Source organism: Caloramator proteoclasticus DSM 10124 (genome assembly GCF_900129265.1).
In the GTDB taxonomy this organism is placed as follows: Bacteria; Bacillota; Clostridia; order Clostridiales; family Caloramatoraceae; genus Thermobrachium; species Thermobrachium proteoclasticum.
The window spans coordinates 57649-77131 of record NZ_FQVG01000004.1; the positions used below are offsets into that span (position 1 = coordinate 57649).

Consider the following 19483-nt stretch of genomic DNA (forward strand, 5'->3'; position numbering starts at 1 on the left):
ATTGGATGTTAAACAAAAAAATGCTGTCATTAACTTTATCATTAACGTTGGTATTAGCCGTAGCTTTAAATGTTGATGTACAAGCAGCAAAAACAACAAAGCAAAATAAAAAAGTTGTTGTACAAAAGAAAAATAATAAGAAGGTAAGTGTACAAAAAAAGAAAAAGACAATTAAAAGAACAGCATCAAGGGGAAGAATATATTCGAGAGGTTCAGGTTCAGTAATTGCAGTAGGAAATGTTGAACAAGTTGAAGACATAGCAAAGTCACTGCTTGGAGTAAGGTATGTTTATGGTGGAACAACAACAAGTGGTTTAGACTGCTCAGGTTTTGTGCAATATGTTTACAAAAAAATGGGGGTAGTTTTACCAAGAACAGCAAGTCAGCAGGCAAGAGTAGGATTAGCTGTGTCAAAGGATAATCTAAGAAAAGGAGATCTTGTGTTTTTTGAAACAGTAAGTGCTGGCATTTCTCATGTTGGTATTTATTTAGGTGATGGAAAGTTTATACATGCATCATCAACTAAAAAAGGTGTTACCATATCATCATTAGATTCAGGATATTATAGCGAAAGATATAGAGGAGCAGTTAGAATTTTAAAATAAAGCCTATTAAAGGCTTTATTTTTTTTATGTTAAAAATAATTTTATATAAAAAATATAATAATTTCTTACTTAATTAAATATAATTTAATTGAAATAAAGGAGGGGATAAAATGAGATACACAAGGTTAGAATTAAAAAAGAATGGTTTATCAAAGTTTGAATTAGGTATTTTATATTTTATATTAATAATACCAATAGTATCAATAATGGTGGGTTGGGCCATAACAAATTTTATAATATTACCAAAATACAGTTTAAAAAATAATGGCGTAAATACAATTGCAATTAATAAAGCAAATAAAGTTTATCTATTACAAGTTGGTGTATTTACGAATGAAACAAATGCAAAGAGTATGGTTCAAGAACTAAATAAAATTGGTATATATGGACATTATTATAAAGATAATGATATTTATAGAGTTATAACAGATGTATCTTCAGATTTAAGTTCCATTCAAATTAAAAAGTTGGAACTTGAAAAGAAATGTATTAATTCAATGATAAAGCAGTTAGATATAAAATATAAAAATGATGAACAGGTAGAAAAGACTAAAGATGATATAAATAAGTTAATTATTGCTCAAATATTAGTTAAAGACGGACAAGTTTCTCAGGAGCAGTTTAATCAAATGTTAAAGGAGTTTTATAATAAATATAAAGATGATAATAAAATAAATGATGTAATTAATATTTTAACGGATTATAAAGAAGCCATTAAAAGTAATAATCAAGATAAAGTCATTTATTATATTGTTAAAAGTATGAATTATTATAACGTTGTTCAGACTAAATATTAAATTTTTATTAATATAGATATAGGTATTGTAGATAATATTTTAAAATGATAAACTTATTTGTGATATGATTAAAATTATTATTTTTTGTCAACATTTAAAAGGGGGAAATTTATGGGTAAAACAAAAGAAAAAATATTTGATTTTTTTGTATTGCTTCTTTGTGTCTTAGCAGGTGAAGCTGTATATATAACCCTATCTAAAATAAAAAGTTTGAGTTTTTTAACTACTGAGTTAGTTATAGGAACACAAAAGCCCATAGTTATTGACATTATGTTTTTTAATTTTGTATTAGGTTTTAATTTGAAATTGAATTTATTTACTATTATAGGTTTCATATTAGGTATTATTTTTATAAAAAGAGTTAGGTGATACAAATGAAAATAATTTTAGCATCATCATCTCCAAGAAGAATAGAAATGTTAAAAAATTTAAATTTAAATTTTGATGTTGTTCCATCTGATTTTAAAGAAGAAATAAATTTAAATGACCCTATTGAACTTGTTAAAAATTTTGCTTATAATAAGGCTTTAGATGTAAAGCAAAAAGTTAATGATGAAGCCTTAATTATTGCTGCTGACACTATAGTATATAAAGATGGAAGAGTGCTTGGAAAGCCATCAGATGAAGAAGATGCTTTTAATATGCTTAAATTTTTAAGTGGAGATCGCCACGAGGTTTATACAGGAATATGTGTGATGTTTAGAAATGATTGTATTATTGATTATTCTTGTACATACGTGTATTTTAAAGAATTAAGTGATTTACAAATAAAATGGTATATTGAAACCAATGAACCCTTTGGTAAAGCAGGAGCTTATGCCATACAAGGATTTGGTGGTTTATTTGTTGAAAAAATAGATGGATGTTATTTTAATGTGGTTGGTTTACCAGTAAGTAAACTATATGATATAATTAATAGGATGGGGATAAATTTGTTTTAAGGAGAAGGATAATATGGACTGTTATTCAATCAAAATAAAAGATATCCCCATTAATGAAAGACCAAGAGAAAGACTTTTGAAATATGGTGAAGAAGTCCTATCAAATCAAGAGCTTTTAGCAATAATATTGCGTACAGGCACTAAATCAGAAAGTGCACTTGATTTGGCTAAAAGATTAATTACTAATTATGGAGGAATAACATTTATTGCAAAAAGTTCTGTTTATGAGCTTAGCAAAATAAAGGGTATAGGTCTTGCTAAGGCTTGTGAAATAAAAGCTTGTGTTGAAATAGGCAAAAGGTTAAATTCATTTAAAGGGAATAATAGAGTTAAGATAACTTCACCAGAAGATGTGGCTATGCTTGTAATGGATGAGATGAGATTCCTATCAAAGGAGCATTTTAGAGTTATATTTTTAAATACAAAAAATTGTATTATACAAATAAAGGATATTTCAATAGGAAGTTTAAACTCATCAATAGTACATCCAAGGGAAGTTTTTATAGAGGCAATTAAAGTTAGTTCTGCTTCAATTATATTATGTCATAACCATCCTTCAGGAGATGTAACTCCGAGTCAAGAGGATATAAATATTACGAAGCGATTAATTGAGGCAGGAAAAATAATTGGAATTGAAGTTTTAGATCATATTATAATTGGAGATATAAATTATTTAAGCTTTAAGGAAAAAAATATAATATGACATCATGAAAGGAGTATGAAATATGGGATTATTTAGCATTTCAAAAGATATGGGAATTGATTTAGGAACAGCAAATACTTTAATATATTTAAAGGGCAAAGGAATAATTTTGAGGGAACCATCAGTTGTTGCAATAAGAAATGATAATACAAAGCAGGTTTTGGCAGTTGGAGATGAAGCTAAGGAAATGATAGGTAGAACACCAGGTAATATTGTTGCAATAAGACCTCTTAAAGATGGAGTTATAGCAGACTTTGATGTTACACAAACAATGTTAAATAAGTTTATAAGAAAAGTAACAAATAATAGTTCATTTGTGAAGCCAAGAATAGTTGTTTGTTTTCCATCTGGTGTAACAGAAGTTGAAAAAAGAGCTATTGAAGAAGCTACAAAACATGCAGGTGCAAGGGAAGTTTATTTAATGGAGGAACCTATGGCTGCAGCAATAGGTGCAGGACTTCCAGTTAGCGAACCTACTGGAAGTATGGTTGTAGATATAGGTGGAGGAACAACTGAGGTTGCAGTTATATCACTTGGAGGAATAGTTACAAGTAAGTCTTTAAGAATAGCAGGTGATGAGCTTGATCAGTCAATCGTACAATATATAAAGAAGGAATATAATTTAATGATTGGTGAAAGAACAGCCGAACAGATAAAAATGGAGATTGGGTCAGCTTTCCCAGACGAAGAAGAAACAACAATGGATATAAAGGGAAGAGATCTAATATCAGGTTTACCAAAGGTAATTACAATCTCATCAGAAGAGATAAGAGAAGCAATAAAGGAGCCAGTTGCAGCGATAATAGATTCAATAAAATCAACACTTGAAAAAACTCCACCAGAGCTTGCTGCAGATATTATGGATAAGGGAATAATGTTAACAGGTGGAGGTGCCCTTTTAAAGGGATTAGATAAATTAATAAATAAGGAAACTCATATGCCTGTTCATATTGCAGAAAATCCGCTTGATTGTGTTGCTATAGGTGCAGGTAAGGCTCTTGATAATATAGATAAGTTAGGTTTAAATAAAGGCTTTGGTTTCCCACAAAAAAATAGATAATATAGAAAGAGGGAGCTAAATGGATTTTTTAAAGAACAGGTTGTTAACCATAATACTTGTTCTTTGCCTTGTACTTACTATTTTTATTGGAATTACTGCAAATAATAGAAGCAATGAAGGGGCTATACAAGGGGTAATAAATTCAGTTATAGCCCCAATACAAAAACAGGTATATAATGCGGGGCAAAGGATATATAATATTTTTTCTTTTTTATCTTCAATTTCAACATTAAGGAAAGAAAATATAGAACTAAAAAGTCAGATTCAAGATTTGAAATTAAAATTAATAGACTATGAGAAAATTAAATTCGAAAATACCGAATTAAATAGACTATTACAATATAAAAATGATAATAATTTTAAATATATATCAGCTAATGTTATTGGTAAAGTAGGAGATAATTGGTTTAATGTTGTCATATTGGATGTAGGAAGTAATGACGGGGTAAAAAAAGGTTGTTATGTTAGAGCAGCCGATGGTTTAGTAGGTAAAGTTGTTGAAGTTAATAGTACAACCTCTAAGGTTATGACAATTTTAGATGAAAACTCAAAAATTCCTGTTACAATTAATGAAACAGGTGATGATGGGCTATTAATTGGAAGTAACAACGATAGTTTATGTAAAGTTCAATTTTTGCCAAGTGTAACTAAAGCTGATAAAGGTAATATTGTAATAACAAGTAATATAACAACAAATCCAGATGTTTTAGTACCAAGCGGTATTATAGTTGGAACTATAGAAAGGATTGAATATGAAAAGATAAATTTATCAAAGACTGCGTTTATAAAACCAGCGGTTGATTTTTCAAAAATTAAAAAAGTACAAGTTTTAGTTAAATAAAGGGGAAAGTACAGTGAAAAGAAGTGTTACTTTTGTGCTGATAGGTTTGTTATGTTTAATATTACAAAATACTATATTTATGAATTTTAGTTTTTTTGGAGCAAAAGTTGATTTATTGTTAATTTATATTGTAAGTATTTCGATGTTTCTTGATAAAGTAGAATTAATATTTGTAGTTTTACCAATAGGCATTTTTAAAGATGCCTTTTTTCCTTATATTTTTGGAATTAATACTTTAATTTATTTAATTATTTCTTTTATTGTTAATTTAATTGAAAATAAGATTTACAAGGACACTATATTAATTCCAATATTGTTTACTTTCTTATCAACCTTAATAAAATATATACTTGTTTTTATTTTTATATACCCATCAGGTATATTAAATTATAGTTATGAAAAGGTTTTGATATTATTTATAAATGAGATAATTTTGAATGCGGCTATATGTCCTTTTATATATAACGTTGTTAAAAAAGTAAATATGTCCGAAAAATTAAAAAAGGATTGGAAGTTTTAAGTAGGTGGTTTAATGAAGAAAAATAGAATAAAATACTTTACAATTATATTAATTATGATGTTTCTGACTTTAGCATTAAGGTTAGCCTTCTTACAATTAATAAATGGAGATTATTATAGTCAGCAGGCAGAAGCTGTATTTAGTAGAGTTTATAGTGAAAAACCACAAAGAGGAGAGATTTTAACAACTGAAGGCATTAAACTTGCTACTAATATACAAAGTTTTAATATAATATATACAGATAATAGGAAGGTAGTACCTGAGAAGGATATACCAAAGGTGCTTTTAAAGGTAATTAGAGTTTTAAAGAACGAAACACCTGATTATGAAAAATTGATTTTAGATACTTTACCAATTAAGATTGATAATAATAAGGTTGAATTTGATTTTGATGTTTATGTGTCTGAAGAAGATTTAAATTTAAATGATAATATAAGCCAAGAAGAAAAGTTAAAGAAAATAGAAGAAAAAAGACAAAAAATTCTAAAGGCAAAGGAAGAAAGATTTAAAAAAGACTATAATCTACCTTTAGATTTAGATGCAAACCAAACATTATATGAATTGTTTGTTAAATATAAGATAGCAAATAAAAATGTAGATAGATATATTTTTGTTGAAAATATGAGCCTACAGGAGGCCAAAGATGTATTGTCTTTAAGGCTATTAATTGAAAAAAATAGATTTTATAAATATAAACCTGTTGAAATAGCTAAAAATGTTTCAAGAAAAACAGCTTTTTATATAGCGATGAAATCTGAGGAACTACCTAATGTATCCTTTAATGAAGAACCCTTAAGATATTATCCAAATGGAGATTTTGCCTCACATATTTTAGGATACCTAAGTAGAGCTGGAGAAGACACAGCAGAACAGTATAAAAGTTTAGGCTATGATATAAACAATGAGTGGATTGGTGCAATAGGTCTTGAGGCAAAATTTGAAAATATAACCAAAAACGAATATGGTGCATCCCTAAGGGGAGAACCTAAAGAAAAATATATAACGGTAGATAAATTTGGTAATCAATTAAAATTAATCGGTGAAGTAGAAGGAATACCAGGTGATACAATAGTTACAACAATAAGTTATAATCTACAAAAGGTGGCAGAAGAATCATTAGAGAGGCTATTTAAAAACTTGCAGGAAGGCAAGGTTGATGGAACTAGAAGACCCAATGCCAATAGAGGAGCTGTTGTTGTTGCTAATGTAAAAACAGGAGAAATACTTGCTTTGGTAAGCAAACCAAGTTTTGATCCTAATCTATTTGCAGAGTTTGGTACAATAAAGGATGAAGAAACAAGATTGCGTATTTTCACACCAGAAAAATTTTTAACAGAGACACAAAAATATTATAATGAAGTATTAAAACTTGATATAGTACCAAAGCCCTTATACAATTATGCTACAAAATCATTAGTTCCTCCAGGTTCAACCTTTAAACTATTAACTTCTATTGCGGCACTTGAGGAGGGCATAATAACTCCTAATACAATTATAGTTGATAAGGGTATGTATAGAGAATTACCGGGATTTAAAGGTAATTGTTGGATATGGAATGAAAAACATACAACTCACGGACCGGTTAATGTAGCTAAAGCATTACAGGTATCCTGCAACTATTTTTATTATGCAGTTGCTCAAAAAATGGGATGGGATAAATTTGATAAATGGGTTAAGAAGTATAATTTAATAAGAAATGGTAATAATTCAGCAACAGGAATTGAAATAGGTGAAAATTTTGGTCAAGCAAGTAGTGTAGAAAAAAGGAAGGCACTCTTTATAAGAAAATATTTAAAAAATATAATGGAAAAGCTAAAAATAAAAGAAGATGATAAGTTATTATCAGATATAAAAGAAATGTTTTTAAACGAGAATTTAGATGATACAAGATTAGCTGGACTTAGTGAAAATCAAAAAAAATATATAAATAGTGCATATAACCAATTTATAGCAGAAGCTAAGAGATTATCAGACCTACTAAGTGCATCAATAGGACAGGGAGAAAATCAATTTACACCACTTCAGCTTGCACAGTTTTATATGACTGTAGTCAATGGAGGTAATAGATATAAACTGCATTTAGTTAAAGAGATATTAAATCCTGATGGCTCTTTAAAGTATAAAGTAGAACCTGAAGTATTAGATAAGGTTGAAATAAAACCTGAAACTTATAATGCAGTAATGCAGGGATTACAAAAGGTTAATGAAGAAGGTTCTGCAGCAAGCGTTTTTAGGAATTATCCTATTCCAACAGGAGGAAAAACTGGAACAGTTCAGATTTTCAATGATTTTTCAAGTGAAATAGCTAAAAGGGCAAGTGCAGATGGTGTTGTTGCAAACGGTGTATATGTAGGGGTTGCTCCAATTAATGATCCACAAATAGTAGTTGTAGTATTGGTCTATAATGCTGGACACGGATATTCCTGTGCAAGTGTTGTAAAGGATATTTATGATGAATATTTTGGATTAAATAAAATGCAGCCAAATAGTGAAACATCAAATTCACAGATATCAACAACACACTAATATAATAATAATTAGGGGAGTCATTTTTAAAATGATTCCCCTAATTATTTAGACAAGTTTCAATATCAAAAAATGTATTTTTTAAAATGAATTTGTATGTTAAAATAAATAAGTGTAATAATTTTTTAGAAGGAAATTTAAAATTGACGTAGAATAATATTATTAAGTGACCTTGGAGGTAAAAATGGGTAGCATTGTGATTAAGGGAACTAAAGAAGGGCTAATCCTGTATTTAAATAGCAATAATAAAGAAGTTATTGAAGAAGAAATAATTAATAAACTTGACAATGCTAAGGATTTTTTTAAAGGTAGTAGATTAAAATTAGTGGACAAGCTTAATTTATTAGATGAAACATTTTTGAAATATATGATTGAGTTATTAAAAGAAAGATATGACATAAATGCATATTTTGAAAATATTAAGGTAAAGGAAGAAACAGAAAAGGTTTTTTCTGGCATATATGAGGGAAGAACAAAATTTATAAAAAATACAGTGAGATCTGGACAAAGAATAAATTATCAAGGTAATATTGTAGTTATTGGTGACGTGAATTCAGGTGCAGAGATAATAGCAAATGGTAATATAGTTATTTTAGGTGCTTTAAGGGGAGTTGTACACGCTGGAGCTAATGGTAATAGAAAAGCAATAGTAGCAGCTTATATGTTACAACCATCCTTGTTAAAGATTGCTGATATAACATCGAGGGCTCCTGATGAAAAAATAAAACCTAAGGTACCAGAAGTAGCTAAAGTAAAGGATAATTTAATAGTAATAGAACCATATAAATTTATATGATGATGGAGGGATTAAATAATGGGAGTGGCTATTGTTGTAACTTCAGGAAAAGGTGGCGTTGGAAAAACAACAACCACAGCAAATATAGGTACAGCACTTGCTATGCTTGGAAATAAAGTTGTTGTAGTAGACGCAGATACTGGTTTAAGAAATTTAGATTTACATTTAGGATTAGAAAATAGAATTGTTTATAATTTAGTAGATGTTGTAGAAGGTACTTGTAGATTAAAACAAGCACTAATAAAGGATAAAAGGTTTGACAATTTATTTTTACTACCTACAGCACAAACAAAGGATAAAACAGCAGTTACGCCAGAACAAATGCAAAAATTAATAGATGATTTAAAAAAGGAGTTTGATTACATAATAATAGATTGCCCTGCAGGAATTGAACATGGATTTGAAAATGCTGTAGCTGGAGCAGACAGAGCAATAGTAGTTACAACTCCAGAGGTTTCTGCTGTTAGAGATGCAGATAGAATTATTGGAAAGCTTGAGGCAAAAGGATTAGAAGATCATCAGCTTATAATAAATAGAATAAAATATGAAATGACAAAGAAGGGCGAAATGCTAAATATTGATGATATGACTGATATATTGGCGATTAAGTTACTTGGAATAATTCCAGAAGATGAAAAAATTGTCATTTCTACAAACAGAGGTGAGCCAGCAGTAACTGATGAAAACTCAAAGGCAGGTAAAGCTTATAGAAATGTAGCAAGAAGAATAATGGGGGAAGAAGTTCCATTCTTAGATCTTGAGGAAGAACCATCTGGACTTTTGGCATCAATTAAGAAGATATTCTTTAAGAAGTAAGGGGTGTTGCTATGGATTTATTTAAGTTTTTTAGTAAGGAAACTCCTTCAAAGGATGTAGCGAAGGAAAGGTTAAAATTAATACTCATACACGATAGAGCAAATGTTTCACCACAGTTTTTAGAAATGGTAAAAGGAGATATTATTAGGGTTATTTCAGATTATGCAGAAATTGATGAATCAGGATTGGAAATAAAACTTACAAGAGCAGGTGAGCAAGGAACTTCTTCTCCGGCACTTGTTGCAAATATACCAATAAAGAAGATGAAGGAATTTGGAAGATAAGATGTTTTCTTATCTTCTTTTTTGTTTTATAATATAGTAGTTAAGGAGGTGTAGTATGATTAAAATAAATAAAAAATTGTTTAGATACTTTGATTGGAGTATATTTTTTAGTATGATTGCTATTTGTATTTTAGGAATTACAACTATAATGTTTGCCAATAATGCCTTGGAAACTGGAAATTTTAGAAATACAATTGCTCAATTTATTATATTATTAGTAGCTTTAGTAGCCTTTGTATTTGTAATCACAATTGATTATACAACAATAGGATCCTATTACAAGATAATATATGTTGTTACTAATTTATTAATAATAGCAGTTTTGTTATTTGGTAGGGAAGTAAATGGAGCTAAGGCTTGGCTTGGAATTGGTCCTTTTGGTGGTCAGCCATCAGAATTTGTAAAGCTATCAATTATAATTGGATTATCAAAAATATTAGAGGATGTAGATGAAGTAAATAAATTTGAGGTGTTAAAAAGGGTTGCAATTTTTGTTTTAATTCCTATGGGGTTAATACAGTTGCAGCCAGACTTAGGGACAAATATGATAATTGCAGTTATTGTATTAGGTATATTATTTGTTGCAGGCTTGGATATGAAGTTTATTTATATACCTGTGACTATCCTTGCAATTTTAATACCAATAGCTTGGAATTTAAACATAATTAAGACATATCAAAAACATAGAATACTTGTTTTTTTAAATCCTGAGTTAGATAGATTAGGTGCAGGATATAATGCATCAATGGCTAAGCTTGCTATAGCATCAGGAAGGTTTTTCCCAAAATCATCCTTTGCAGATATAATACAAGGGAATACACAGCTTTCATCAGGTAAATTTATACCAGAAGCTCATACCGACTTTATATTTGCTGTTTTTGCAGAGAATTGGGGATTTTTAGGTTCAATTATTCTTTTAATTTTGTATCTTAACATTCTTTATAAATCTATAAAAATATCAAAGGTTGCAAAGGATAAGTTTGGACAATATCTTGTTATAGGTATTGTTACTATGATAGGATTTCAAATATTTCAAAATATAGGTATGGATATAGGTTTAATGCCTATAACTGGTATACCACTGCCTTTTATGAGTTATGGTGGAACATCTCTATTAACTAATGTTATTGCAATAGGTCTTATTTTAAATGTAAGTATGAGAAGAAAAAAAATAAATTTTTAAAATGCATGCTTTTGCATGCATTTTTTTATTACCTAAAAATAAATATATAGTAGATTAAAAAGGAGGTGCTTTAAATGAATTATTATAATTATAATAGGTTTGTATATAAAAGGAAAAATAATAAATATCTTGAGGGATTTACAAAGAGGCTGGCAGTTGTAGCTGTTATTTTTATTCTTATGTTTACAATAAAGATAACTTATACGTACAATGGTAATACTGTATTATTTAAAATAGAAGAATATTATAGAAAGGATTATACTCAAACTATTAAAAATATAGTTAGTCATAGTAATTATATTAGTGTATTTTCAAATAATATATTTCAAAATAAAAAAGAAGTATTTAAACTTGATTTTATGCCATTAGATGGTCAAATAATTAAGCCCTTTGGTGAATATGTAGATCCAAATAGCAAAAAGAGCTTTTTTAACAATGGTATAGATATTGAAGTTAAAGATACATATAATGTACTGTGTGTTTATGATGGAATAATAGAAAAAGTTGAAAATACAAAGGATAATGGAATAGTAGTAACTGTAAGTCACAAAGATAATTACAAAACAGTATATTATAACCTTATAGAATTAAATAAAGATGTAGGTGAAGAAATTAAAAAAGGCGATATACTTGGAAAAGTTGATAAGGAAAAAAATAAGTCATTTCATTTTGAAGTTATGCACTCAGGAAGCTATGTGGATCCTCTTAAATTTCTAAGCAATAGATAGAGGTAAAAAATGACTTATGTTAAAGTTATTCTTTTATATATGATTTTTTACCTTATGCATGAATTAGCACATATTTTATGTTCCTATATATTCGGGTACACAATTGAAAGCATAAAATTTAAGTGGACAGGATTTAATATAAATTTTAAAGAAGAAATCATCAATCCAATCTATGATGTTGCTATATCATTATCTGGTCCTGCCTCTAATTTGATTTGTATTTTGTTTTTTTATTATGTTTTTTCAAATGAAATTTTGTTTAGGGTTAACTTTGTTCTATTTTTATTTAATATAATGCCATTTAATTATTCAGATGGTGGTAGAACATTAAGAATGATTTTAAAATATTATGTTGGTTTTTATAAATCTTATATTATAGTAAATTTGTGTAGTATCATTTTTGCAGTTTTTCTTTTGATTGTTTCTTTTCTAAATATTAACAAATTAAATTTTATATTAATATTTTTTGTTGGCATAGCAATTATTATAAATTCAATTATTGATTATAATAATATTGTAATAAACATATTAAAGGATGTATATGCGAAAAATACTTTCTTTAAAAACAGAAGGATAATAAAGATTAAATTAAAAGGGGTACAATCTTCAAATAAAATCCTTGATATTATTAAGACTTTTTGTTTTAATAAATATTATGTAATATATGTATTTGAAAATACAAAAATTATAGGTAAGGTTACAGAATATGAGATTATTAATTACTTTTTAAGTTTTGGTAATGTTACTTTTGAAGAATTAATAAAAAAATCTGGGAGGAGTTTTTAATGATAAACTTAAACGAAGAAATATTATTAAAGGTACAAAAGCCAGCACGATACGTTGGAAATGAAGTAAATTCAGTAATTAAGGATAAAAAAGATAAGATAAGATTTGCATTTTGTTTTCCTGATGTTTATGAAGTTGGTATGTCACATTTAGGTTTGAAGATTATCTATCATTTGCTAAATGAAAGAGAAGATTGTTATTGCGAAAGGGCATTTGCTCCTTGGCCAGATATGGAAAGATTAATGAGAGAAAATGATATACCTCTTTTTGCATTAGAAACAAAGGATGCACTTAGTGAATTTGATTTTGTTGGCTTTACATTACAATATGAAATGAGTTATACAAACATAATTAATATGTTAGATTTAGCACATATTCCTTTATATTCAAAGGATAGAAGTAATCATCCTTTTGTTGTTTTTGGAGGCCCTTGTGCTTACAATCCTGAGCCATTAGCAGATATTGCAGATTTTTTTGTGCTTGGTGAGGGGGAAGAAGTATTAAATGAGGTGTTAGATTTATACTCTAAATTTAAAAAATCAAATGCATCAAGGCAGGAGTTTTTAGAGAAGGTAAGTGAAATAGAAGGAATATATGTTCCCTCACTATATGAAATAGAATATAATACGGATGGAACAATAAAGAGGATGGTTCCTAAGAAAGAAACTTATAAAACAAATATAAAGAAGAGAATAATAAAAGATCTAAATAATTCCTTCTATCCAGAAAAGATGATAGTTCCACTTACTGAAGTTGTACATGACAGAATTATGCTTGAGACATTTAGAGGATGTACAAGAGGTTGTAGATTTTGTCAAGCTGGCATGATATATAGGCCTATTAGAGAAAAAAAGACAGAAAAGTTAATTGATTTGGCAGATAAACTTATTAAGGAAACTGGATATGATGAGATATCCTTAACTTCACTTAGTATTTGTGACTATTCAGATATTCAAAACTTGGTTAATAAATTAATTGAAAAATATAAGGAGAGCAATGTTGGCATATCATTGCCGTCACTTAGAATAGACTCCTTCTCTGTTAATTTAATAAATGAGATACAGAAGGTAAGAAAAACAGGACTGACTTTTGCACCAGAAGCTGGAACGCAAAAAATGAGAGATGTTATAAACAAGGGTGTTACAGAAGAAGACTTAATAAAGTCAGTACGTAGTGCCTTTGAATTAGGTTGGAATAATATAAAACTTTACTTTATGATTGGGCTTCCATTTGAAGAAGATGAGGATGTTGAAGGTATTGCAGACTTAGCATATAAAGTTGTTGATGAGTATTTTAAGGTTCCAAAGGAAAAACGTCAAAAGGGACTAAATGTTACAGTTAGTACTTCATCCTTTGTACCAAAGCCCTTTACACCGTTTCAATGGTTTGGTCAAAATACAATGGATGAACTTTATAGAAAACAAAAATTATTAAAGGAAAAAATAAAAAGTAGGTTTATAACATATAATTGGCACGAGACGCCTATTAGCTTTTTAGAGGGAGTATTCTCAAGGGGAGATAGAAGATTAACTAAGGTTCTTGTTAAAGCTTGGGAGTTAGGTTGTAAATTTGATGGATGGCAGGAGCATTTTGACTTTGAAAAATGGATGAAGGCATTTGAAGAGTGTAATATAGACCCACATTTTTATGCAACAAGAGAAAGAAGTTTAGACGAAGTATTGCCTTGGGATTTTATTGATGTAGGTGTAAGCAAAGAGTATTTAATAAATGAATATAAAAAGGCTGAAAAAGGTATTTTAACGCCAGATTGTAGGCAAGGTTGTACAGGATGTGGAATTACAAAACTTTTGAAAGGTGGTAAATGTTTTAATGAATAGATATGTATTTAAACTAAAGAAGATGGGAAATACAAAATATATTTCTCATTTGGATACGATGAGAACTCTTCATAGAGCAATAAGAAGAGCAGGATTACCCTTGACTTATTCAAAGGGATTCAATCCTCATCCAAGTATTTCCTTTGCATCACCTTTATCTGTTGGAATAGAAAGTTTTGCTGAATATATTGATATTGAATTTGATTCTTTTATAGACAAAAATGAAATATTAGAAAAAATTAATTTTAATATGCCAATTGGTTTAGAGGTATTGAAGGTTATACCAATAAACAAAAAAATGCCTACTTGTATGGCAGCAACTTATGCTTCAAGATATGAAATAAAGCTAAAACGTTCTCAAAATAATAAAATTGAAGAGGCAGTAAATAATATTATAAATGCAAAAGAAATCATTAAAACAAAAAAGACAAAGTCAGGAGAAAAATCAATTAATATAAAAGAAATGATTTTTGATTTAAAGATAAAAAATATAGATGAAAACTATTTTATATTAGAATGTATTGTTTTAACTTCAAATTCTGGAAGCTTAAGTCCAGAAGTTATTGCTGATATACTAAAAGAATCTGTTGCAATAGGAGTTCCAATTATAAAAAGAACAGAAATGTATACAAAAGTTAAAAATGATTTAGTACCTCTTGATGAATTCTTTAGCAGGATGTGATTAAATGATACTACTAATAGATGAAAATAATATACAAAACAGAGCTTTACTTATGGATGAAAATAGATTAGTAAAAATCTATATAGAAAATAAATATGAAGAAGATATATGTGACAATATATATGTAGGTAAGATTAAAGGTATTTCAGACAAAATGAAGGTGGCTTTTGTGGATATAGGATTTAAAAAGGAGGCTATTATGCCTCTTTTTTCTAACCAATACACTATTAACCAAGATGTGATAGTTCAAGTAAGTAGGGAAGCAAAAGGTAATAAAGGGCCAAGAGTTAAAGACAAATTACAATTAAAGGGTAGATACATAATTTTAAACATAAATAGTAAAGAAATCAGTATATCTACTAAAAATAAAAATTTCAATACTCAGCATTTAGATAATTACGATGGTAGATACGGATATATAATAAGAACCAATACAACGATAGAAGATATAAAAGAAGTTGAAGAAGAATACTACAGATTATCAAAGATAGCGGACGGAATACTACAAAGAAAAAGTTTTATTAAACCACCATATTTAATCTATAAAAATAATGAGTTTTATAAAAATATTGAAGATGAAATTTTAGATAAAAACATTGAATCAATTAAAGTTAACAATGAAAAATTAAAAAGAGAATTAAGTAAAAGGGATAATTTTAAAGATAAACATATTATAATTGATGAAAATATTCCTTACTTTATAGAAGAAGTTATTAAAAATAATACATCACGAGTTATAACAATGAAGAACGGTGGTAGTGTGATTGTAGATTTAACAGAGGCTTTTACAATAATAGATGTTAATTCATCCTTATCCACTAATACCAATAATGCTTTTGAAATAAATAAGGAAGCGTGTGATGTTATTATAGACTTTATAATAAAATATAATTTAAATGGTAATATATTAATTGATTTTATCGATTTAGATTTCAAAAAGAGAAAAGAGTTAGAGAAATATGTAAATGAAATAATTGAAAAAAAGAATTTAGATTTACAAGTTTTTGGGTTTACTAAATTAGGTATAATGGAAGCTTCACGTAAAAGGTACAATAAAAGTTTTTTTGAGAAGTATTATGATATAGAACTAAAATCAAAAAGTATTTATACTATTTTAAGGGAAATTGAGCTTTTATTAACACAAAAAAATTCAAGTGAAATTTATATTTTAATTAATAATAGTATATACTTGCAAAATGAATCTATTATTAATATATTAGTTAAAGAAATTGAAAAGAAAAATAAAACTAAAATAAAGTTAATTGCAAGTGATATAAAAAACTACAAAATAATAGATGATGAATTAGAATTAAACTTAATAAGAAATAAAAATAACTTATCTATAATTGAAGAAGATGATGATAAAATAATAATTCAGATTAAAAAGTAAAAAAGTGTTGACATAAAAGCCTTATGTATGATAAACTACCATCTGTAGACCGCTCGAGACGGGCTTTAAACCAAAGGGTGCCTTGTTCTACGGCGAGACTGGTTAGAGGAGGTGTAAAAATGTACGCAGTTATAGCAACAGGTGGAAAGCAATACAGAGTGCAAGAAGGTGACCTACTTTTTGTAGAAAAGCTAAATGCTGATGTTGATTCAACTGTTGAAATCAACGAAGTTCTTGCAGTATCAAAGGATGGAAAGTTAACAGTTGGTGCTCCAACAGTTGAAGGTGCAAAGGTAGTAGCAAGAGTTGTTAAGCACGGAAAGGCTAAGAAGGTAATAGTTTTCAAATTTAAGGCTAAGAAGGATTACAGAAGAAAGCAAGGTCATCGTCAACCTTATACTCAAATTAAGATTGAAAAAATCGAAGCTTAATTTATATAGAGCTTTCTTATAAGGAGGTGTAATCAATGGCTCATAAGAAAGGTGTCGGTAGCTCCAAGAACGGTAGAGATAGTGAATCCAAAAGACTTGGTGTCAAGAGAGCAGATGGACAATTTGTTCTTGCAGGCAACATACTTGTAAGACAAAGAGGAACTAAGATACATCCAGGTGAAAATGTAGGTAGAGGAAAAGACGATACTCTATTTGCATTAATAAATGGTGTAGTAAGATTCGAAAGATACGGTAAAGATAGAAAGAAAGTAAGCGTATATCCAGCTGAAATTGCACAATAATAAATGCACCCAGTAGGGTGCATTTTTGTTGCATTTTATATATTGGTGGTGTATTATTTAAATGTTAATACACTTGCAAGTAGGTGATTTTATGAAGGATAAATCAAACATAAAATGGTGTATGAATCAAATGCGAAAACAGAGGCACGATTTTATGAATTACTTACAGGTTATTTATGGATATCTACAAATAAATAAACCTGAAGAAGCATTAAACTATATAAAAAAAATAAACTCAAGAATGTATATGTTAAGCCAACTTTATAATCTTGATAATAGCTATTTATCTTTAATAATTAATGACATAATAAATTCAATAGAGAGATGTGCACTTGAATGGCAATTAAAAAATTTAAATTTTTACATATCAGAAGAAAAATTAAGCAAAAATATTAACAAGTACATAGAAAATTTAAATACATTTAAGCAGGAACTTTATGATATTTTAAGAAAAGAATTTAAAAAACAGGAGATCTATATAGATGCAAAAGAAATTGAAGAAGGGGTACAAATTTTATTATACAATGATATGGAAATTGACTTAAATAATAACAATTTAAACTTTATTCTAATTTCTGAAAATATATCACTATATAAAGAAAACGATAAGAAAATTGTAATGATTAATATACAGTAAGGTGGTGAACATTATGTTTGTAGATGTAGCTAAGATATACGTTAAAGCAGGCGATGGAGGACACGGTTGTGTATCATTTAGAAGAGAAAAGTATGTTCCATTTGGTGGACCAGATGGTGGAGATGGTGGACGCGGTGGAGATGTTATATTCAAAGTTGATGTCAATATGCGTACATTATTAGATTTTAAATATCAAAAGAAATATGAAGCTCAGCGTGGAGAAAATGGTGGTACAAATAACAAATTCGGTAAAGACGGTGAAGATTTGGTTATAAAGGTTCCAGCAGGTACTGTAATAAAGGATGCAGAGACTGAAAGAGTAATAGCTGATTTAGTAGAGGAAGGTCAAGAATTTGTAGTATGTAAAGGAGGAAGAGGTGGAAGAGGAAATACAAGATTTGCAACTCCAACAAGGCAGGCACCTAATTTTGCAGAACCAGGTATGCCTGGGGAAGAAAAATGGATAACACTTGAATTGAAGTTGTTAGCTGATGTTGGATTAATAGGATTTCCTAATGTAGGTAAATCAACAATTTTATCAATGGTAACTGGTGCTAAACCCAAAATTGCAAATTATCACTTTACAACCCTTAAACCAAACCTTGGTGTTGTTGAAATGCAGGGAGTAAAGAGTTTTGTTTTAGCTGATATACCTGGTTTAATCGAAGGAGCACATGAGGGAGTAGGACTTGGAATAGATTTCCTAAGACATGTAGAGAGAACAAAGGTTTTAATACACGTTATAGATGCATCAGGAATTGAAGGTAGAGATCCAATAGATGATTTCTATAAAATAAATGAAGAGTTGAAACTGTACAGTGAAAAATTATCAAAGAAACCACAGGTAGTTGCAGCAAATAAGTGTGATATTCCAGGTAGTGAAGAGAATGTTAAGAGATTGAGGGAAGAGCTTGGTAAGCAAGGAATTGAGGTATTTGAAATATCAGCAGCAACTAATAAAGGATTAAAGGAAGTTATGTTATATGTAAGCAATATGCTTGATAACATTGTTGAAGAAAAGCAAGAATATGAGGTATATGTTCCAAAAGAAAAGAAATTTACTTATACTATTAGAATAGATGAAGATGGAACATATGTAATAGAAGGTTCCTTTGTAGATAGATTACTATTAAGTGTTAACATTTATGATAGTGAATCATTAAAGTATTTCCATAAGGTTTTGGAAAAACGTGGAATAATAGATGAATTAAGAAAAATGGGTATAAAAGATGGTGACCTTGTAAGAATGAATGATTTTGAATTTGAATTCATAGAATAGGAGGATAGATATGCTGACGAGTAAACAAAGAAGCTACTTAAGAGGGTTAGCAAATAGTATAGATTCAATAGTTCAAATTGGTAAAGAAGGAGTGGACGATAGAGTACTTGCACAAATAGATGAAGCATTAGAAGCAAGAGAAATAATAAAGCTTAATGTATTAAAGAATTCATTACTAACTGCAAGAGAAGCTTGCGATATAGTCTGTGAAGAATTAGACGCTGATCCTGTTCAAGTAATTGGTAATAAATTTGTAATATATAGACAATCTAAAAACAAACCCAAAATAGAATTACCTATGAAAAAATGATATGTTAAGTTATAGGTGCCATAATTAT

Annotated in this window: 23 protein-coding genes; all 23 read left to right on the forward strand. The window is 28.6% G+C overall.

The genetic code is table 11. The features are described 5' to 3' along the window. Positions 1-5 precede the first annotated feature (5 nt). The 23 genes from BUB63_RS01905 to yhbY all read left to right on the forward strand — a co-directional run bounded on the left by BUB63_RS01905 (position 6) and on the right by yhbY (position 19455). Positions 6-605 (forward strand): C40 family peptidase, encoded by a 600-nt coding sequence (locus tag BUB63_RS01905; protein WP_242947332.1) that lies wholly within the window; start codon positions 6-8, stop codon positions 603-605. A 110-nt stretch (positions 606-715) separates the two neighbouring features. Continuing rightward, positions 716-1402 carry an SPOR domain-containing protein gene (locus BUB63_RS01910; RefSeq protein ID WP_073247750.1) on the forward strand — a complete coding sequence of 229 codons (687 nt, stop codon included), beginning with the start codon at positions 716-718 and terminating at the stop codon, positions 1400-1402. A gap of 111 nt (positions 1403-1513) precedes the next feature. Beyond that, positions 1514-1771, forward strand: a complete 258-nt coding sequence (locus BUB63_RS01915; RefSeq protein ID WP_027308526.1) for a DUF4321 domain-containing protein — start codon at positions 1514-1516, stop codon at positions 1769-1771. A gap of 5 nt (positions 1772-1776) precedes the next feature. Further along, positions 1777-2343 (forward strand): Maf family protein, encoded by a 567-nt coding sequence (locus tag BUB63_RS01920; RefSeq protein ID WP_073247751.1) that lies wholly within the window; start codon positions 1777-1779, stop codon positions 2341-2343. Positions 2344-2356: 13 nt separating this feature from the next. After that, on the forward strand, positions 2357-3046 hold the full coding sequence (gene radC, locus BUB63_RS01925) for a RadC family protein (protein WP_073247752.1): 690 nt from the start codon (positions 2357-2359) through the stop codon (positions 3044-3046). 22 nt (positions 3047-3068) lie between these two features. After that, positions 3069-4106 (forward strand): rod shape-determining protein, encoded by a 1038-nt coding sequence (locus tag BUB63_RS01930; protein ID WP_027308529.1) that lies wholly within the window; start codon positions 3069-3071, stop codon positions 4104-4106. A 19-nt stretch (positions 4107-4125) separates the two neighbouring features. Then, on the forward strand, positions 4126-4947 hold the full coding sequence (mreC, locus tag BUB63_RS01935) for a rod shape-determining protein MreC (RefSeq protein WP_073247753.1): 822 nt from the start codon (positions 4126-4128) through the stop codon (positions 4945-4947). A gap of 13 nt (positions 4948-4960) precedes the next feature. After that, positions 4961-5467, forward strand: coding sequence for a rod shape-determining protein MreD (mreD, locus tag BUB63_RS01940; protein WP_073247754.1), 507 nt, complete (start codon positions 4961-4963; stop codon positions 5465-5467). A 12-nt stretch (positions 5468-5479) separates the two neighbouring features. Further along, the gene (locus BUB63_RS01945) at positions 5480-7993 is read left to right on the forward strand and encodes a penicillin-binding transpeptidase domain-containing protein (protein ID WP_073247755.1); all 2514 of its coding nucleotides are present in this window, start codon (positions 5480-5482) and stop codon (positions 7991-7993) included. Between the two features lie 184 nt (positions 7994-8177). Beyond that, positions 8178-8789 (forward strand): septum site-determining protein MinC, encoded by a 612-nt coding sequence (gene minC / locus BUB63_RS01950; RefSeq protein ID WP_073247756.1) that lies wholly within the window; start codon positions 8178-8180, stop codon positions 8787-8789. Positions 8790-8807: 18 nt separating this feature from the next. Then, on the forward strand, positions 8808-9605 hold the full coding sequence (gene minD / locus BUB63_RS01955; RefSeq protein WP_027308533.1) for a septum site-determining protein MinD: 798 nt from the start codon (positions 8808-8810) through the stop codon (positions 9603-9605). 11 nt (positions 9606-9616) lie between these two features. After that, positions 9617-9889 carry a cell division topological specificity factor MinE gene (gene minE / locus BUB63_RS01960; RefSeq protein WP_027308534.1) on the forward strand — a complete coding sequence of 91 codons (273 nt, stop codon included), beginning with the start codon at positions 9617-9619 and terminating at the stop codon, positions 9887-9889. A 55-nt stretch (positions 9890-9944) separates the two neighbouring features. Continuing rightward, complete coding sequence (gene rodA, locus BUB63_RS01965) at positions 9945-11072, forward strand: rod shape-determining protein RodA (protein WP_073247757.1); 1128 nt, start codon at positions 9945-9947, stop codon at positions 11070-11072. A 74-nt stretch (positions 11073-11146) separates the two neighbouring features. Continuing rightward, positions 11147-11800 (forward strand): M23 family metallopeptidase, encoded by a 654-nt coding sequence (locus tag BUB63_RS01970; protein ID WP_051350632.1) that lies wholly within the window; start codon positions 11147-11149, stop codon positions 11798-11800. Positions 11801-11809: 9 nt separating this feature from the next. After that, positions 11810-12586 (forward strand): zinc metalloprotease, encoded by a 777-nt coding sequence (locus tag BUB63_RS01975; RefSeq protein ID WP_073247758.1) that lies wholly within the window; start codon positions 11810-11812, stop codon positions 12584-12586. Further along, positions 12586-14424, forward strand: a complete 1839-nt coding sequence (locus tag BUB63_RS01980) for a TIGR03960 family B12-binding radical SAM protein (RefSeq protein ID WP_073247759.1) — start codon at positions 12586-12588, stop codon at positions 14422-14424. The genes BUB63_RS01975 and BUB63_RS01980 overlap by 1 nt, the downstream gene beginning before the upstream one ends. Beyond that, the gene (locus BUB63_RS01985; protein ID WP_035166046.1) at positions 14417-15106 is read left to right on the forward strand and encodes a TIGR03936 family radical SAM-associated protein; all 690 of its coding nucleotides are present in this window, start codon (positions 14417-14419) and stop codon (positions 15104-15106) included. Before BUB63_RS01980 ends, BUB63_RS01985 begins: the two co-directional genes overlap by 8 nt. 4 nt (positions 15107-15110) lie before the next feature. Next, complete coding sequence (locus tag BUB63_RS01990; protein ID WP_073247760.1) at positions 15111-16496, forward strand: ribonuclease E/G; 1386 nt, start codon at positions 15111-15113, stop codon at positions 16494-16496. Positions 16497-16615: 119 nt separating this feature from the next. Beyond that, a complete protein-coding gene (gene rplU, locus BUB63_RS01995) occupies positions 16616-16927 on the forward strand; it encodes a 50S ribosomal protein L21 (protein WP_027308540.1) in 312 nt (103 codons plus the stop codon). Positions 16928-16962: 35 nt separating this feature from the next. Then, a complete protein-coding gene (gene rpmA / locus BUB63_RS02000) occupies positions 16963-17229 on the forward strand; it encodes a 50S ribosomal protein L27 (protein WP_027308541.1) in 267 nt (88 codons plus the stop codon). Between the two features lie 91 nt (positions 17230-17320). After that, positions 17321-17866 (forward strand): Spo0B domain-containing protein, encoded by a 546-nt coding sequence (locus BUB63_RS02005; protein WP_159431441.1) that lies wholly within the window; start codon positions 17321-17323, stop codon positions 17864-17866. A 13-nt stretch (positions 17867-17879) separates the two neighbouring features. Continuing rightward, positions 17880-19145 carry a GTPase ObgE gene (gene obgE / locus BUB63_RS02010; RefSeq protein WP_073247762.1) on the forward strand — a complete coding sequence of 422 codons (1266 nt, stop codon included), beginning with the start codon at positions 17880-17882 and terminating at the stop codon, positions 19143-19145. A gap of 10 nt (positions 19146-19155) precedes the next feature. Next, the gene (gene yhbY, locus BUB63_RS02015) at positions 19156-19455 is read left to right on the forward strand and encodes a ribosome assembly RNA-binding protein YhbY (RefSeq protein WP_027308544.1); all 300 of its coding nucleotides are present in this window, start codon (positions 19156-19158) and stop codon (positions 19453-19455) included. Positions 19456-19483: the final 28 nt, after the last annotated feature.

Coding starts and splice junctions, on each gene's coding strand:
- BUB63_RS01905 (WP_242947332.1), top strand. CDS start 6: ATGTTAAACAAAAAAATGCTGTCATTAACTTTATCATTAACGTTGGTA.
- BUB63_RS01910 (WP_073247750.1), top strand. CDS start 716: ATGAGATACACAAGGTTAGAATTAAAAAAGAATGGTTTATCAAAGTTT.
- BUB63_RS01915 (WP_027308526.1), top strand. CDS start 1,514: ATGGGTAAAACAAAAGAAAAAATATTTGATTTTTTTGTATTGCTTCTT.
- BUB63_RS01920 (WP_073247751.1), top strand. CDS start 1,777: ATGAAAATAATTTTAGCATCATCATCTCCAAGAAGAATAGAAATGTTA.
- radC (WP_073247752.1), top strand. CDS start 2,357: ATGGACTGTTATTCAATCAAAATAAAAGATATCCCCATTAATGAAAGA.
- BUB63_RS01930 (WP_027308529.1), top strand. CDS start 3,069: ATGGGATTATTTAGCATTTCAAAAGATATGGGAATTGATTTAGGAACA.
- mreC (WP_073247753.1), top strand. CDS start 4,126: ATGGATTTTTTAAAGAACAGGTTGTTAACCATAATACTTGTTCTTTGC.
- BUB63_RS01945 (WP_073247755.1), top strand. CDS start 5,480: ATGAAGAAAAATAGAATAAAATACTTTACAATTATATTAATTATGATG.
- minC (WP_073247756.1), top strand. CDS start 8,178: ATGGGTAGCATTGTGATTAAGGGAACTAAAGAAGGGCTAATCCTGTAT.
- minD (WP_027308533.1), top strand. CDS start 8,808: ATGGGAGTGGCTATTGTTGTAACTTCAGGAAAAGGTGGCGTTGGAAAA.
- minE (WP_027308534.1), top strand. CDS start 9,617: ATGGATTTATTTAAGTTTTTTAGTAAGGAAACTCCTTCAAAGGATGTA.
- rodA (WP_073247757.1), top strand. CDS start 9,945: ATGATTAAAATAAATAAAAAATTGTTTAGATACTTTGATTGGAGTATA.
- BUB63_RS01970 (WP_051350632.1), top strand. CDS start 11,147: ATGAATTATTATAATTATAATAGGTTTGTATATAAAAGGAAAAATAAT.
- BUB63_RS01975 (WP_073247758.1), top strand. CDS start 11,810: ATGACTTATGTTAAAGTTATTCTTTTATATATGATTTTTTACCTTATG.
- BUB63_RS01980 (WP_073247759.1), top strand. CDS start 12,586: ATGATAAACTTAAACGAAGAAATATTATTAAAGGTACAAAAGCCAGCA.
- BUB63_RS01985 (WP_035166046.1), top strand. CDS start 14,417: ATGAATAGATATGTATTTAAACTAAAGAAGATGGGAAATACAAAATAT.
- BUB63_RS01990 (WP_073247760.1), top strand. CDS start 15,111: ATGATACTACTAATAGATGAAAATAATATACAAAACAGAGCTTTACTT.
- rplU (WP_027308540.1), top strand. CDS start 16,616: ATGTACGCAGTTATAGCAACAGGTGGAAAGCAATACAGAGTGCAAGAA.
- rpmA (WP_027308541.1), top strand. CDS start 16,963: ATGGCTCATAAGAAAGGTGTCGGTAGCTCCAAGAACGGTAGAGATAGT.
- BUB63_RS02005 (WP_159431441.1), top strand. CDS start 17,321: ATGAAGGATAAATCAAACATAAAATGGTGTATGAATCAAATGCGAAAA.
- obgE (WP_073247762.1), top strand. CDS start 17,880: ATGTTTGTAGATGTAGCTAAGATATACGTTAAAGCAGGCGATGGAGGA.
- yhbY (WP_027308544.1), top strand. CDS start 19,156: ATGCTGACGAGTAAACAAAGAAGCTACTTAAGAGGGTTAGCAAATAGT.